We start from the raw sequence: 15,199 nt of genomic DNA on the forward strand, positions 1-15,199 counted from the left end.
CCCCCACTGATTATCAGCCCTCACCAATCGGACTTTTATGGGCAGCCCGACCCCCACCTAACTTCTTTGCTTTCGCTGAATTTTGAGGTGGGGGTCTTACTGCCCATTAAAAAAAACGGGTCCCTCATAGAGGACCCGTTTTTTTTAATGGTAGCTATTATGTCCGTTCGCACTACTACTCGTTTTATGCTTAGGATGCGAACTGCTCTTTTGTTTATTGTTATTTTTATTGTTGTGATTCTTTTTATTATTACTCATGAAATATCCCCCCTATTCCCTATTATTATGGAACAAGAGGTCATTTTTCATTACGGGAATTATTGTCACCCGTTCTATAATGATGGAGTAAACCATTAATTTCACCGCCAAGTAAAATTACCCATCCAGTTAAGTAAAACCATAACATTAAAATAATAATACCACCGAGACCACCATATGTATTGGCGTAATTCGCAAACTTATCTACATAATAAGCAAATGAGTACGATACCACAATCCATCCTACAGTAGCAAATAACGCCCCTGAAATAACTTCTCTTCTTTTTAACTTTCGATCTGGGGCAAATGTATATAAGAAACTAAACAAAGCAAATAGCACGAAGAAACTCGCTACTAATCGTGTAATGCTCCATACGAAAGAAAAACTATCTGATAAACCGAGTGCTTTAAACACTGCTGCTCCAATAACTTGTCCGAATACCGGAACAATTAACGCAAAGACAATCATAAAAATAATAGCTAATGTAAACACAATTGATAACGCTCTTGTTGTAATAAAAGAACGTGTTTCTTTCACGTCATAAGCGCGGTTAAAAGCATTCATAACCGCATTAACACCATTTGAGGCAAACCATAACATGGATAATAAACCAAATGATAATAAACCACCATTTTGCTGGTTTACAACTTTATCTACATTTACCTCAATTAAGTTCATTGCATCATCTGGTACATAAACCTCTAATAAACTAAGCACATCCTCTGTTTGAATGGGAATAAATCCAAGAAGCGTAATTAAGAAAACGAGCCCAGGAAAAATCGCAAGCAAGAAGAAATAAGCGAGCTGTGCTGCCAAGCCCGCTACATCATCGCGCATCGTCCGGTCATATAAATCTTTACCAAACGAATAAGTACGATTTCTTCTCACCTTTTCTAAAATTTTTCTCATATATGTTTAAACGCTTTTCTTCTCTTCTTTATCTTGCTTTAACTCAATGTACGCTTCAGTTTTTTTTTCCACTGCATTTGAGTCTTTCATAAATAATTCACGCGCTTCTTTCATACCACCATCTTCAGCAACTACTGGCTCTTCTTCTGCTTTTAGCTCATCTACCTTTGGAGATACAGCTTGAATTTCAATCGTTTCTGGCTTTTCTTCTGGCTCAACTTTTTTCTTACTAAAAATTTCTTTCGTTTCTTTTAACGTCTCTACAACAGATGGCGTTAATTTTTTAATTTCTGCTACTTTCGCTTTTACCACATTGAAATCAGCAAGTTCGCGTCCTTTATCTGTAACAGTTTGCACTTTTTCTTTAATCTTTGCATTTTCACCAATTTCAATCATCTTTGTTTTTGCTTTTTCTGCTGTATTTTTTACTTTTTCACGGTTTTCTTTCTTTAACATGGATACAGCTACACCTGCCGCTACACCAATCGCAATGTTTCGAGCAATATTATTTTTCTTTGCCATATTCCTTCACCCTTTCATTTCTTATGTTAGAAAGTATTTCTTTCTAAGCTTCCTCATATTCCTTGTTCATTTCGAATGAAAGCTAATAGCTTTGCACACCCTTCTGTTACAAGGTCATATACTTCTTGGAAATTCCCTGTATAGTAAGGGTCAGGAACGTCTGTCCAGCCACCGTCTGGAACAAAGTCGGACAGCCTACCAATATAGCCTCCAGTTTTACCTAAACTTTTTAAATCTGCTATATTCTTGTTGTCCATGGCAATAATATAATCAAACTTTGTTAAGTCTTCTTTTTCTACTTGCCTTGCTTTAATTCCTTCAAAAGTGACTGCATTTTCTTTTAAAATTTTTTGTGTTCCTTTATGTGGCGGATGGCCAACATGCCAATCTCCAGTTCCTGCAGAATCAATGACAATTTTCTCTTTAAGTCCCTCTTTTACGACAAGATCTCGAAAAATCGCTTCTGCCATCGGAGAACGGAAAATGTTCCCAAGACAAACAAACAATACTTGAACCATATTTTTGTTTCTTCCTTTCTTGGTGCATTTGTTTATATATACTTATAGTATAAACAACCAATTAGTGAATATAAAGGAAATCCCTACTAATTTAATGGGATTGAAAAGATTCATTAACGAAAATGATAAAAAATGTTAAGATAGCCTTATGTTATTTTAAAGGGGGACACTTCGGTGGATTTATCCGTAAAGTCAGAAGAAAACGTTGAATATATGGTCGAAGCTATTAAAGAAAAATTACGTATGGTTAATGCTGGAGCGATGAGAGCTGCTAGTTTTAACGAAGAAATGTACGAAGATTTACGTGACATTTATGATCATGTTATGAAACGTGAAACATTCAGCATTAGTGAAATGCAAGCTATTACAGAAGAATTAGGTACATTAATTAAAAAGTAAAAAAGCCTCTCTTATATGAGGCTCTTTTTTATTTCCAACAAATTCATGACAACTCATCTCTTTCCCTCAACCAACTGTAAAATATTGTACAATAGAAGTAGAACCTCATCTTAGATTTTTTCTCCATACATACTACTCACAAATAATAGCAACACTACCATTGCTAACTGTTTTTACTGGAGGTGCTTACTTATGAGCAATTGGTACAGTAAGACGAAAAATCAAATATTAATTGACCTAGAAACAAACGAACAACACGGTTTAACAGATGAGATTGTAAGTGAACGTTTAAAGCAATACGGTTCTAATGAATTAGCTACAAAACAAAAACGCACTTTATGGCAGCGTATTTTCGCCCAAATTAATGACGTCCTCGTATATGTCCTTATTATTGCTGCCCTTATTTCTGCCTTTGTAGGTGAATGGGCGGATGCCAGTATTATCGCGCTCGTTGTAGTTTTAAATGCTGTTATCGGTGTTGTCCAAGAATCGAAAGCAGAACAAGCTTTAGAGGCATTGAAAAAGATGGCAACACCTAAAGCTATCGTCAAGAGAAATGGTGAACTAAAAGAAATTCCATCTGAGCACGTCGTTCCAGGGGATATCGTTATGCTCGACGCTGGACGATATATCCCATGCGATTTACGCCTTATCGAAACCGCAAATTTAAAAGTTGAAGAATCTGCTCTAACTGGTGAATCTGTCCCTGTTGATAAAGATGCAATCTACCACCCTTCCATGCAAAGTGATGAGCAAGTACCACTCGGCGACCAAAAAAACATGGCATTTATGTCTACTCTTGTAACATACGGAAGAGGCGTCGGTGTTGCTGTTGAAACTGGGATGAACTCACAAATTGGTAAGATTGCTACCCTTTTACATGAAGCAGACGATGATATGACACCACTTCAAAAAAGCTTAGCACAAGTTGGAAAATATTTAGGCTTTGTCGCTGTAGCTATTTGTATCGTTATGTTTCTCATCGGTTTTTTACAAGGCCGGGATACATTAGAAATGTTTATGACTGCTATTAGTTTAGCTGTTGCAGCTATTCCAGAAGGCTTGCCAGCTATCGTTTCCATCGTTCTTGCAATTGGTGTGCAACGTATGATTAAACAAAACGTTATCATTCGGAAACTACCAGCTGTTGAAGCCCTCGGTTCTGTCACAATTATTTGTTCAGATAAAACAGGTACGTTAACGCAAAATAAAATGACCGTTACTCACTTTTATAGTGATAACACATACGATCGCTTAGAAAGTTTAAATGTAAATAATGATGCGCAACGTCTATTGTTAGAAAATATGGTGCTATGTAATGATGCGTCTTACAATAACGAATCACAAACGGGAGACCCGACTGAAATTGCACTTCTCGTTGCTGGAACCACTTTTAACATGCAAAAAGATCATTTAGAAAAAATACATGAACGTGTTAACGAAGTACCTTTTGATTCAGATCGTAAAATGATGTCAACCGTACATATGTACAATGAAAGTTACTATAGCATGACGAAAGGCGCTATTGATAAACTCTTACCTCGATGTACCCATATTTTTAAAAACGGCAAAATCGAGATTTTAACTGATTCTGATAAAAATCAAATATTAGAAGCTGCCGGATCAATGTCTCAAGAAGCTTTAAGAGTACTTTCATTCGCATTTAAACAATACGATTCAAACGATGTGGATATAAATCATCTTGAAGAAAATCTTATCTTTATTGGTCTTGTCGGTATGATTGATCCACCACGAACTGAAGTGAAAGATTCAATTAAAGAATGTAAAAAAGCCGGTATTCGCACAGTTATGATTACTGGTGACCATAAAGATACCGCCTTTGCAATTGCCAAAGAACTTGGCATTGCTGAAGAAATATCGGAAATTATGATTGGAACTGAATTAGATAACATTTCTGATACAGAACTAGCTAACAAAATTAATCATTTAAATGTATTCGCTAGAGTCTCTCCAGAGCATAAAGTGAAAATTGTAAAGGCATTACGCGCAAAAGGAAATATCGTTTCTATGACTGGTGATGGTGTCAATGATGCACCATCTTTAAAGCAAGCTGATGTTGGCGTAGCGATGGGCATTACAGGAACAGACGTTGCAAAAGGGGCAGCAGATGTCGTGTTAACAGATGATAATTTCTCATCTATCGTGAAAGCCGTTGAAGAAGGTAGAAATATTTATCGCAACATAAAAAAATCAATTCTCTTCCTACTCTCTTGTAACTTCGGAGAAATTATCGCTTTATTTTTAGCCATTTTACTCGGCTGGGCGACACCACTACGACCTATTCACATTTTGTGGGTGAATTTAATTACAGATACACTGCCTGCATTATCACTTGGGGTTGATCCTGAAGACCCAGATGTGATGAAGGAAAAACCACGACATGCGAAAGAAAGCTTATTTAGCGGCAGCGTTCCTTTCCTAATTTTCAATGGAGTTGTCATTGGACTTTTAACGCTAATAGCTTTTATCGCCGGAGCAAAATTCTATACTGGAGATACAAATTTATTCCCTCTTTTCCCAGAGCAAATTGATGACGATGCTCTATTACATGCTCAAACGATGGCATTTGTCGTTCTTAGTTTTTCTCAGCTCGTTCATTCATTTAACTTGCGTTCAAGAACAAAATCGATTTTTTCAATTGGGATCTTTACAAATAAATATTTAGTCTTCTCCCTCCTTATCGGTGTTCTTATGCAAGTTTGTATCATCTCCATCCCGCCCCTTGCAAATATATTCGGTGTACATGCATTAACGATGCGAGATTGGGGATTTGTTCTCTTATTAAGTATCATTCCGCTTGTTGTGAATGAAATCATTAAATTAGTGAAGAAAAACTAAAAGGCAATGAGGACTATTCCTCATTGCCTTTTCATTTACCCTTGTAATTCTTTTTTGATATTCTCTGTTAATGTAGCCATACGCTTACGGCTTTCTTCACGCTCACGTTTGTTTTGCTCTTCAATTTGTTGTGTTTCTTGCATACCTCTTGAAATAATGTTCCAAGTTTCCTCAAGTGTTTCCATCTTAATACTAGAAGAACCCGATAATCTCGCTACTTCTACACTTTGCGTTGCGATATTTTGTGCATTTTTCTTAAGTAATTCATTTGTACGGCGATCAAGTTCAGCCATAGAATCTGCAACAAGCTTTTGACGTTTGGCATTTACCGCTTGAATGATACCATTTTTAAAGATAGGAATCGTCGTAATAAATGCTGTATTGATTTTACCAATTAATTTATTATTACCACGTTGAATCATACGAATTTGTGGTGCTGTAAGTAACGCAACCATACGAGCTTTTTCTAAATCATCAATACGTTGCTCTAAAATTTCAACCGAGTTTTTAAGCGACTCTAATTCAATACCTGCTAATTGATCATTATTACGCACGCGCTCTTCATACATCGGAACTAACTCTGTATTTAAACGCTCTAACAACATTTCTCCTGCTACTACGTATTTTTCTAAGTCTAAATAATATTTTAAGTTTTGCTCATATAAACCATCTAACGTACCAATTGATTTTTTCATTTCATCTTGATACTTCGTAATTTCGACATACACTTTATCAATTTCACGGCCCATCGTTTGATACTTGCTAAAGATTTGTTCAATCATTTTATCCGCTTTTTTGAACATACGTGAGAAGAAACCACTTTTCTCTTCCGCAAAGTCTTTACTATCAAATCTGTCCATAATTTTACCAAGTTGCTTTAACAATTCACCAGAATCTTCTATTTTTGATAATGACATTGTATGTAAAATTTGATCAGCAAAACGTGAAATTTCCATAGAAGGTTCTTTTCCAAGTTCAATTAATTCCAGTTGGTCTTTAATATCTACTGCATTATAAATACGTTGCACATCTGCATCTTGTCTAAGTTGCAAGCGAACATCTTGTGCGGTTTGCTCATTCAATTCAGTTTTCGAATCTAGTACGACTGGGTTATTCATATGGTATTCTCCCTTTCCTTATAAAAATGGACGAAATAGTCCTTTTATTGTTTGTGATAAATTTTTATAGGCTGATGAACCATGAAACTCAAGATCGAAATTAACTTCTTCAAGCCAATGAGAATCAAATGCTCCCGCTTCAACATACGGTTCAATATCGTTTCTTCCTGTTGGATTGAAGTGGAATACATCTACTCCTATTTGATTTAAAAATAGTAATAAAACAGCGTCAGAACGAGTTAATTCTCCACTCTTCTCATTATTAAATATAACAATTTTTGGTACATCTTGTGAATAATCAAATTTCTCAAGCTGTTCTAAAATATTCGGTGGTATTTGAGAAAGTTGTGCGAAAACATATAGCGCTACATCTTGTTTCGTCTCTTTTGCAATTGGTTTACACATTTCACTTTCGCACGTATGGATAATCGCCTCTGCAATCCCATGTTGTAAACCTTCCGGTAAACGCTTATGCGGCCACCAATGGCTATTCATAATTAAATCAGGATGTAATTTCCCAGCTCGGTCCAATGCATCTCGATAATGATATTGGAAGTTTGCTTTTTGCTCTTTCGTAAATGGGAATGTATTAATTAGTAAACTATTATCAAATGATGTAACAGCCTTTAATCGTTGAAAATATTCTTTATCATTCTTTGAAACACCTGATATTTTCGCAAATAAAGAAGGGATATAAATATGTTTATTTTCAACAAAGAATGTTGGACGTACAAATGCCTTTTCTTTCGTAATTAAAAAGAGTTCATCATATGTCGTTTTTAACGTACGTGCTACAGGTGTATACGAACGGAATTGCCACGGTTTATATAATAGTGAATTATCGTGGTGAAGTACTTGTTCAATTTCTTTCGAAGCTTGATATGCTACTGTTGCAACACGCTCACGTCGACGATCAGGGAACGGTTCAAGCGAAATGCGACTTGAATGAGATACAACAAAAGTTCTTCCCTCTTCATCAATATTTTCAAATCCATCTTTTCCTTCGGGGTGATAATAAAGCACATCACAACCGAGCATAATAAGAAAATATAAGAAATATATACGGCTTTCCTGTGCATCACCATACCAAACGATACGCGGCATTTGTTTCTTATAATTAATCGTAGAAAACCACTTCGCTACGTAATTTTCACTTAGTTTAATTATGTCGATTAAGAAACGACGGAAGCCTTCTGTCTTTAACGACTGATTATGTTGCTTCTCATATAATTTCAATAGTGAAATAAACGTCGTATGTATGTAATGCTGTAAATCAGGATTGTCTACTTTCGGTAAAAGTTGTTTCCCAGATAAGTGTGCAACTAACCTATTTACTGTCAGACCATTGGGTGCTTCTTGATGTAATCCGAACACTTCTTGAATATGACGAAGCTTTTCTGAATCAATCACTTTGTTTAAATTTTGTTCGTGTAAAACTTCGATTCCTTTCGCTTCACTATAATCAAACAATTCATTAAAATATTCATCTACATCATTAGGAACGCCAAGGATTCGACATGCTATATAACTAAATTTCATCTCATTCTCTGTCAGCTCATATTGTGGACGTTTTTCTAAAAGCATTTCAAATTGCTTTAAATCTGATTCATCTTTTAATGCATATGGTTGAAGTGTAAAACGTGAAAACACAACAGTTCACCTCCAAAAACATTTACGTTTTTTCTAAGTCCTTCTTATATTATAAACTATTTTTGGTTATAAAAAATGGGCGCTCGCAAAACGAGCAAACCCATTTCAATTATTTATTGTCTTCTTTAGTAGCTGCAACTTCTTCTTTAGCTTGTCCAGAATTCTTCATGTAGTGAATTATAAATGTTGCTCCAAATGCTACAACTAAAATAATGAAGAACAGTGTATGACTAATATGAATATCAATTAGAGACAATAGCATTTTCGATGCGATAATTAAGATTAAAATATATGCTGTTGTTTCAAGCTCTGGAATACGCTCTAACAATTTTAAGAATACACCAGCGATACCACGCATCATTAAAATACCGAGCATTCCGCCTAATAATAGAATCCAAACTTCATTAGATACACCAAATGCAGCAAGTACGCTATCTACAGAGAACGCGATATCCATTAATTCAACCATCGCAACTGTTCCCCAGAAGACACCGAACATTCTAAAGAGAATACTATTTTGATTCATACCGTGAGCTTCGTCTTCTTCACTTGCACCTTTACGCTTATCAATAAAGTATTTTACTGATAACCAAGCAAGGTAAAGTGCACCAAGAAGTTTTACCCACCATAATTTAATTAAGAACATTCCGATTCCAATCGCAATAAAGCGGAATACATAAGCTCCAATAAGTCCATAGAATAATGCTTTTTTACGTTTCTCTTCCGGAAGGTGTTTTACCATTACTGCTAATACAAGTGCGTTATCAGCAGATAACAACCCTTCAAGTACAACAAGTGTACCAATTAATCCCCAAGATACTGGATCCTGCAACACTTTAATCCACATGTCCAAGTCAAAAAACTGAGCATACGTATCAAGGATTCCTTGCAAAATACTCATCTTACCTATATCCCCTATTCTTTGCTAGATTTATAGAAAGGTCAAAAAAAGGAAACGAATGTCGTTTCCTTTCTATGCATCCAAGCCATACGCTCTTACAAGCGCACCTAAACCACCTTGGAATCCACTTCCTACTGCATTAAACTTCCACTGTCCATTATGACGGTATAATTCACAAAAGACAACTGCTGTTTCGATGGAGAAATCTTCCCCTAAATCAAAACGAAGAACTTCTTCATTCGTTTCTTCATTCGCTAAACGAACGAACGCATTTCCTACTTGTCCAAAGTTTTGACTACGGCCTTCTGCATCATAAATCGTAACTGTAATAGCAATTTTGTGCACATCTGCTGGAACTTTCTTCAAATCTACAACAAGTTGCTCATCGTCACCTTCACCTTCACCTGTGCGGTTATCTCCTGTATGTAGAACAGATCCACAAGGAGACTGTAAATTATTATAGAAGATAAAATCAGTTTCCTTCGTACATTTTCCGTTCGCATCTAATAGGAATGCTGATGCATCTAAATCGAAATCTGATCCACCGTCGTAAGATTTAATATCCCACCCAAGACCAATTACTGCTTTTGTTAAACCAGGGCTTGTCTTACCTAAATCAATCTTCTGTCCTTTTTGCAATTGAATAACCATTTATATTCACCTCTATATTTTAATCTTAAAAAATATATCCATCAGTAAACATCTGTTTTATCGATGGATATATCAATCTATTACTCTACATCTAAACCGAAATTATTACATAGAGACGCTAATCCACCTTGGAATCCACTTCCGATTGCATTGAACTTCCATTCACCTGCATGACGGTATAGTTCACCTACTACTACCGCTGTTTCAATAGAGAAATCTTCTCCTAAATCGTAACGAATTAATTCTGCATTCTTTTCTTCATCTAAAATACGTACGAAAGAGTTAGAAACTTGTCCGAAGTTTTGGCTGCGTCCTTCTCCATCGTAAATTGTGATAGTGAAACAAATACGTTCGATATGTGCAGGTACATTTTTTAAATCTACTTTAATCGATTCGTCATCGCCTTCACCTTCACCAGTTCGGTTATCTCCTAAATGCTCTACAGCACCATTTGCACCTTTTGGGTTATTATAGAAGACGAAATCCTCTGCACCTGAAACTTTACCGTTAGCACCTACTAAGAAAATACTAACATCTAAATCGAAATCGTTTTGTCCGTCATAACGATTCGTATCCCAACCAAGTCCTACAAGAACTTTTGAAAGACCTGGATTCGTTTTTGTTAAGTCTACCTTTTGTCCTTTTTTCAATGAAATTGATGCCATACACAATTCCTCCTCGGTTTATTTTATTGATAACGTGATACAATCTCACTTAAGTTTTTATCTTGTGTACCTTCTCCAACAGCTGAGAATTTCCATTCACTTCCGTGGCGATACATTTCACCTGCAATTAGAGTCGTTTTGCCAGCATAATTATCCGATAAATTATAGCGTGCTAATTCTTCACCAGTTTGCGGATTTTGAATACGAATATATGCATTACGAATCATCCCGAAATCTTGACGACGATTTACACAGTCATAAATATTTACAACGAATACTAAACGATTAATACGGCTCGGAACTTTATGTAATTCTACGAAAATTGTTTCGTCATCACCAGCGCCTTCGCCTGTTAAATTATCTCCTGAATGAATAATACTACCACAAGTAGAAAGTTTATTTCCGAAGTAAACTAAATCATTTTTGTTTAAAAAACGATCTCCTTCTAACATAACAACAGATGCATCACAATCTACATTTGGTTTACTTCCAAATAATGAAGACAGAAATCCACCTGATTGCCCAATTGGATCCCAGCCTAAGCCAACCTGTAGTTTTGCTACTTTTGGTTGTCCTTTCGTTAAATCGATCTTTTGACCTTTTTCTAAAATAATAGGCATGAAGTTTCTCCCTCTCTACAAAGCATTTTCCAAATCGGAAAATATTGTATTCTTCTCTTATATTGTAGCATTATTTACCTAGCGATAAAAAGGATAAATTCTCAGTTATATGAAAACATTCATATAATTTACTTATGATGATGTAAGAAGTGGTAAATAGCACCAATCATTCCTGCACAATTACCGTTTTGTGCAAGTTCAATCTCACAATTATTATAAATCTCTTGATTTAAGTATTTACTGACCTCTTCTTTTACTTCTTTTAAAAACTTATTTCCTCTATCGGTAATTCCTCCACCAATAATAATCGTTTCTGGATTGAAAATATAAGCAAGATTACTAATTCCGATTGCCAAATGTCTAAAGAAAATCCCAACTGCTTGAGCAACTTCTCTATCTCCTTTATCATACAACTCAAAAATTGTTCTCCCATTCCACTCACCTTTGCCTTTATACTTTCTGACAAGACGAATTAATCCTGAAATCGAGGCAACCTCTTCAAACGTTTTTCCTTCTATTAACATATTCCCCCATTCACCAGCACTAAATGAATTTCCTCGGTACAATTCTCCATCTATAAAAATCGCTCCCCCAATCCCTGTTCCGAGGGTGAGCATAATAAAATTCTCTTTCTCTCTTCCACTACCATTCCATTTTTCTCCAAACGCTGCACAATTCACATCATTGTCAATCGATACTGAAACTTTTAATATCTCTTGCAATCTATCAATTATAGGAATAGTACTATATCCTGGAATATGATCCGCACCTCCCGTCACAATTCCTTTGTTAATATCAACAATTCCCGCAGTGCTAATACCAATTCCTACAATAGTATGTTCATTCATTATTTTTTTGGATACATATATAAGTTTTTGAATAATTTGTTCTCCACCTAAATGAATTTCTGTTGGAACTGTTTGATGCTTTCGTACTGTTCCTGTTTCTGAAACAATCCCATATTTAATTTGTGTACCACCAACATCAAATGCAATATATTCTTTCATCTGCTGTCACTTCCTCTATTATAATGAGTCTGAAACTCCCCACGCTCTACTTATTATAAAAAATTTACACTAACTCTTTTCTCTCTTTAGAAATACTCCACCTTTTTCTATATATAGTTTTTTTTGTATAAAACTCTTTTTCCTAAGAAATATTACAAAGGGATGTATTTTAGATGGAATATTAATTTCTTAGGAGGAAAACCATGACGAAAATCTTCATTTTAGCCTCAACACTCTCTTTATCTTTTTTTAGCGGTTTAAATATCGGTAATGCAGCAACAGAAAACTTCTCTCCAGCAATAAACGCAATTGTACAAAATAACGATCATTTAGTAGAAGGTAACTCGAAAGATAATAATAAACCACCAGGAAACGGTGGTTCTCAGGACGATAGTGGCTCTGGCGGCAATGGTTCTGGTGACAACAGCTCTAGCGACAATGGTTCCGGCGGTAACGGTTCTGGTGGTAACGGCTCTGGTGGCAGTGGTTCTGGTGGCAATAGCTCTGGTGGCAATGGTTATGGTAGCAATAGCTCTGGTGGCAACGGTTCTGGTGGCAATAGCTCTGGTGGCAATGGTTCTGGTAGCAATGGCTCTGGTGGCAATGGCTCTGGTGACAATGGTTCTAGTGGTAGCGGTTCTGATGGCAGTGGCTCTCAAGGTGGCAACCGTGTTAAAGGCGATAGTAATTCTCAGGGTGGCAACGGTTCTCAAGGTGGTAATGTAAAAGATAATACGAAAAAACAAGGTGATAAATTACCGAATACAGCAACACATTATCCTACATCTATTTTAATGGGACTTTCAACATTCCTAATCGGTATGTTACTATTTATTCGCCGTAAAAACGTAAAATAAGAACAACATCCTTCCATCTAAATAACACATGAAATAATGTATAAAACTAAAAAGGACTTTGGATTGTATTTTATTATGCAGTCCAAAGTCCTTTTTATCACCTATCAGAAAAAGTATTAATACGCTTTTCCCCAATACACCATTTGTTTAGCGTCTTTACCACAACAAATACATTCTTCAGCTAAATGCTCTTGCTCAAAAGGCATACAACGTGAAGATACTCCAACTTCTTCTTTTAGTTTCTCTTCACAAGTTAATTCTCCGCACCACATTGCCTTAATAAATCCTTGTTTTTCGTCAGCTATTTTTTTCATCTCTTCGAAATTTGTCGCAACATACGTATTTTCATCACGAAATACTTTTGCTTTATTAAATAAAGAAATATGAATTTCTTCAAGTAATGCTGGAATACGTTCTTCTAATTGATCCATTGGTACAAACTCTTTTTCCTTCGTATCTCTTCTTACAAGTACAACTTGTTTCTTTTCAATATCTTTAGGGCCAACTTCTAATCGAATTGGAATCCCCTTCATTTCATACTCATTAAATTTCCAGCCTGGTGTTTTATTACTAGCATCTATTTTTACTCGTGCAACCTTTTGAATATGTGCTTGTAACTCTGTTGCTTTTGCTAAAACTCCTTCTTTATGCTGAGCAATTGGTACAATAACAACTTGCACTGGAGCGACTTTTGGTGGCATTACAAGTCCATTATTATCACTATGAACCATTATTAGCCCGCCTATCATTCTTGTTGATACACCCCAAGATGTTTGGTGCACATATTGCCACTTACCGTTACGATCTAAAAACTTAATATCAAATGCTTCTGAGAAATTCGTCCCAAAGTTATGAGAGGTTCCTGTTTGAAGTGCTTTTCCATCATGCATTAAACTTTCAATTGTATAAGTTGCCTTTGCTCCAGCAAACTTCTCTTTTTCTGTTTTTTGTCCTTTAATAACTGGTATTGCTAAATAATCCTCACAGAAAGAAGCATATAAGTTTAAAATATTTAATGTTTCAGCCTGCGATTCTTCTGCCGTTTCATGGATTGTATGACCCTCTTGCCATAAAAATTCAGTCGTACGAAGGAACGGCCTAGTTGTCTTCTCCCAACGAACTACTGAACACCACTGATTATATAACTTTGGCAAATCATTATAGGATTGCACAATTTTTGAAAAGTGCTCACAGAATAAAGTTTCAGATGTAGGACGTACACAAAGTCTTTCCGCTAACTTTTCATCTCCACCATGCGTAACCCATGCTACTTCAGGAGCAAATCCTTCAACATGATCCTTCTCTTTTTGCAATAAACTCTCTGGGATAAACATTGGCATATATACATTTTCATGGCCAGTTCCTTTTAACTTCTCATCCATCACCTTCTGCATATTCTCCCATAAGGCATAACCATACGGACGTAAAATCATGCACCCTTTTACACTTGAATAATCAACAAGTTCGGCTTTTTTTACAATATCGGTATACCACTGCGCAAAGTCCTCTTCCATCTTCGTAATGGCTTGCACTTGTTCTTTTGCCATAGTCAGTCTTCCTCCTTCTAGAAAATACAAAAAAGCCCGCATCCCTAAATAGGGACCGAGCTTTGCCGGCGTTACCACCCTGATTCATGCACAAAAATTGCGCATGCTCTCTTTTTGATAACGGGAAATTCCCGCTGCATATGCAGAACTCAAAGGCAGGTTCCATATTACCTTTTTAAGAATCTTTCAGCCTGACGGATTCTCTCTCTGCTAAAAAGGTTGAACATGTACTAATCCTTTTTCATCGTTATAACGAAATAAATTTGTTGATTATCATAATACAAATTCTTTTTTTAAACAATAGCTAATTTTCTTATTTTTATATATTCTTTTCATTTTTTGCAGTTTTATACGTAGCTTTTCCGCGTAATTTTCACAAGTTGATGTGCAATCATACCGATAAGTGTACCAAGTAGGACGAAGAAACCAATAAATCCATATCCCATTCCTTCCCACCCACCAATGACCATCATTGTAACAGGAAAGGACGCTAAACAAAGAAGTATTAAACTAAGTGCAAATATAATATCAAACTGTTTGTCTGGAAACCGTTTCTTTAGTAAATATGAAATAGCAAATACAAGGATAATTGTGATTCCGCCAATGATGTAAAAGATACCAAATCCATCTAACCAATCCATAGTGTTTCCTCCTTCCATAGATTCCCTTATACTTAATTATATGTTTAATTTTTCTGAAAATAAATAATAAATTTTC

The 15,199-nt window shown here is 35.8% G+C and carries 15 protein-coding genes and 1 other annotated feature; of the genes, 3 read left to right on the forward strand and 12 right to left on the reverse strand.

Going from position 1 to position 15,199, the window contains the following annotated elements:
* Positions 1-298 precede the first annotated feature (298 nt).
* The 3 genes from MR143_RS16950 to MR143_RS16960 are packed head-to-tail and all read right to left on the reverse strand — an operon-like array spanning position 299 to position 2,208.
* The gene (locus MR143_RS16950; protein WP_001226537.1) at positions 299-1,168 is read right to left on the reverse strand and encodes a YihY/virulence factor BrkB family protein; all 870 of its coding nucleotides are present in this window, start codon (positions 1,166-1,168) and stop codon (positions 299-301) included.
* A 6-nt stretch (positions 1,169-1,174) separates the two neighbouring features.
* The gene (locus tag MR143_RS16955) at positions 1,175-1,690 is read right to left on the reverse strand and encodes a DUF4075 domain-containing protein (protein ID WP_001085388.1); all 516 of its coding nucleotides are present in this window, start codon (positions 1,688-1,690) and stop codon (positions 1,175-1,177) included.
* Positions 1,691-1,743: 53 nt separating this feature from the next.
* A complete protein-coding gene (locus MR143_RS16960; protein ID WP_199718188.1) occupies positions 1,744-2,208 on the reverse strand; it encodes a low molecular weight protein-tyrosine-phosphatase in 465 nt (154 codons plus the stop codon).
* A gap of 174 nt (positions 2,209-2,382) precedes the next feature.
* Between MR143_RS16960 and MR143_RS16965 the strand changes: the two genes are divergently transcribed.
* Together MR143_RS16965 and MR143_RS16970 are read left to right on the forward strand one after the other, a co-directional pair.
* Complete coding sequence (locus MR143_RS16965) at positions 2,383-2,607, forward strand: DUF1128 domain-containing protein (RefSeq protein WP_000366196.1); 225 nt, start codon at positions 2,383-2,385, stop codon at positions 2,605-2,607.
* A 192-nt stretch (positions 2,608-2,799) separates the two neighbouring features.
* On the forward strand, positions 2,800-5,466 hold the full coding sequence (locus MR143_RS16970) for a cation-translocating P-type ATPase (RefSeq protein ID WP_000073728.1): 2,667 nt from the start codon (positions 2,800-2,802) through the stop codon (positions 5,464-5,466).
* Positions 5,467-5,501: 35 nt separating this feature from the next.
* Here the strand turns inward: MR143_RS16970 and MR143_RS16975 are convergent, their stop codons facing one another.
* The 7 genes from MR143_RS16975 to MR143_RS17005 form a co-directional block, all read right to left on the reverse strand.
* A complete protein-coding gene (locus MR143_RS16975) occupies positions 5,502-6,584 on the reverse strand; it encodes a toxic anion resistance protein (protein WP_001064413.1) in 1,083 nt (360 codons plus the stop codon).
* A gap of 18 nt (positions 6,585-6,602) precedes the next feature.
* Complete coding sequence (locus tag MR143_RS16980) at positions 6,603-8,234, reverse strand: YceG family protein (RefSeq protein ID WP_000492849.1); 1,632 nt, start codon at positions 8,232-8,234, stop codon at positions 6,603-6,605.
* Between the two features lie 109 nt (positions 8,235-8,343).
* Complete coding sequence (locus MR143_RS16985; RefSeq protein ID WP_000025705.1) at positions 8,344-9,135, reverse strand: TerC family protein; 792 nt, start codon at positions 9,133-9,135, stop codon at positions 8,344-8,346.
* 72 nt (positions 9,136-9,207) lie between these two features.
* Complete coding sequence (locus tag MR143_RS16990; protein ID WP_000236649.1) at positions 9,208-9,786, reverse strand: TerD family protein; 579 nt, start codon at positions 9,784-9,786, stop codon at positions 9,208-9,210.
* 80 nt (positions 9,787-9,866) lie between these two features.
* Positions 9,867-10,451, reverse strand: a complete 585-nt coding sequence (locus MR143_RS16995; protein ID WP_000146731.1) for a TerD family protein — start codon at positions 10,449-10,451, stop codon at positions 9,867-9,869.
* A 23-nt stretch (positions 10,452-10,474) separates the two neighbouring features.
* On the reverse strand, positions 10,475-11,071 hold the full coding sequence (locus MR143_RS17000; protein WP_001121586.1) for a TerD family protein: 597 nt from the start codon (positions 11,069-11,071) through the stop codon (positions 10,475-10,477).
* A gap of 128 nt (positions 11,072-11,199) precedes the next feature.
* Positions 11,200-12,078, reverse strand: a complete 879-nt coding sequence (locus MR143_RS17005; protein ID WP_000666141.1) for an ROK family protein — start codon at positions 12,076-12,078, stop codon at positions 11,200-11,202.
* A 203-nt stretch (positions 12,079-12,281) separates the two neighbouring features.
* Between MR143_RS17005 and MR143_RS17010 the strand changes: the two genes are divergently transcribed.
* Positions 12,282-12,935: an LPXTG cell wall anchor domain-containing protein gene (locus tag MR143_RS17010; protein WP_242280869.1), complete on the forward strand. Its 654-nt coding sequence runs from the start codon at positions 12,282-12,284 to the stop codon at positions 12,933-12,935.
* Between the two features lie 116 nt (positions 12,936-13,051).
* Here MR143_RS17010 and proS read toward each other — a convergent pair whose 3' ends face one another.
* Both proS and MR143_RS17020 read right to left on the reverse strand, forming a co-directional pair.
* Positions 13,052-14,482 carry a proline--tRNA ligase gene (proS, locus tag MR143_RS17015; protein ID WP_001040993.1) on the reverse strand — a complete coding sequence of 477 codons (1,431 nt, stop codon included), beginning with the start codon at positions 14,480-14,482 and terminating at the stop codon, positions 13,052-13,054.
* 47 nt (positions 14,483-14,529) lie between these two features.
* Positions 14,530-14,736, reverse strand: a binding site (T-box leader).
* 93 nt (positions 14,737-14,829) lie between these two features.
* The gene (locus MR143_RS17020; protein ID WP_000383853.1) at positions 14,830-15,123 is read right to left on the reverse strand and encodes a YesK-like family protein; all 294 of its coding nucleotides are present in this window, start codon (positions 15,121-15,123) and stop codon (positions 14,830-14,832) included.
* Between the last annotated feature and the right edge of the window lie 76 nt (positions 15,124-15,199).

The organism is Bacillus cereus group sp. BfR-BA-01347 (assembly GCF_022663835.1).
GTDB classification, from domain to species: domain Bacteria; phylum Bacillota; class Bacilli; order Bacillales; family Bacillaceae_G; genus Bacillus_A; species Bacillus_A thuringiensis_K.

Coding starts and splice junctions, on each gene's coding strand:
- MR143_RS16955 (WP_001085388.1), bottom strand. CDS start 1,690: ATGGCAAAGAAAAATAATATTGCTCGAAACATTGCGATTGGTGTAGCG.
- MR143_RS16950 (WP_001226537.1), bottom strand. CDS start 1,168: ATGAGAAAAATTTTAGAAAAGGTGAGAAGAAATCGTACTTATTCGTTT.
- MR143_RS16985 (WP_000025705.1), bottom strand. CDS start 9,135: ATGAGTATTTTGCAAGGAATCCTTGATACGTATGCTCAGTTTTTTGAC.
- MR143_RS16995 (WP_000146731.1), bottom strand. CDS start 10,451: ATGGCATCAATTTCATTGAAAAAAGGACAAAAGGTAGACTTAACAAAA.
- MR143_RS16990 (WP_000236649.1), bottom strand. CDS start 9,786: ATGGTTATTCAATTGCAAAAAGGACAGAAGATTGATTTAGGTAAGACA.
- MR143_RS16970 (WP_000073728.1), top strand. CDS start 2,800: ATGAGCAATTGGTACAGTAAGACGAAAAATCAAATATTAATTGACCTA.
- MR143_RS17000 (WP_001121586.1), bottom strand. CDS start 11,071: ATGCCTATTATTTTAGAAAAAGGTCAAAAGATCGATTTAACGAAAGGA.
- MR143_RS17005 (WP_000666141.1), bottom strand. CDS start 12,078: ATGAAAGAATATATTGCATTTGATGTTGGTGGTACACAAATTAAATAT.
- MR143_RS16975 (WP_001064413.1), bottom strand. CDS start 6,584: ATGAATAACCCAGTCGTACTAGATTCGAAAACTGAATTGAATGAGCAA.
- MR143_RS17010 (WP_242280869.1), top strand. CDS start 12,282: ATGACGAAAATCTTCATTTTAGCCTCAACACTCTCTTTATCTTTTTTT.
- MR143_RS16960 (WP_199718188.1), bottom strand. CDS start 2,208: ATGGTTCAAGTATTGTTTGTTTGTCTTGGGAACATTTTCCGTTCTCCG.
- proS (WP_001040993.1), bottom strand. CDS start 14,482: ATGGCAAAAGAACAAGTGCAAGCCATTACGAAGATGGAAGAGGACTTT.
- MR143_RS17020 (WP_000383853.1), bottom strand. CDS start 15,123: ATGGATTGGTTAGATGGATTTGGTATCTTTTACATCATTGGCGGAATC.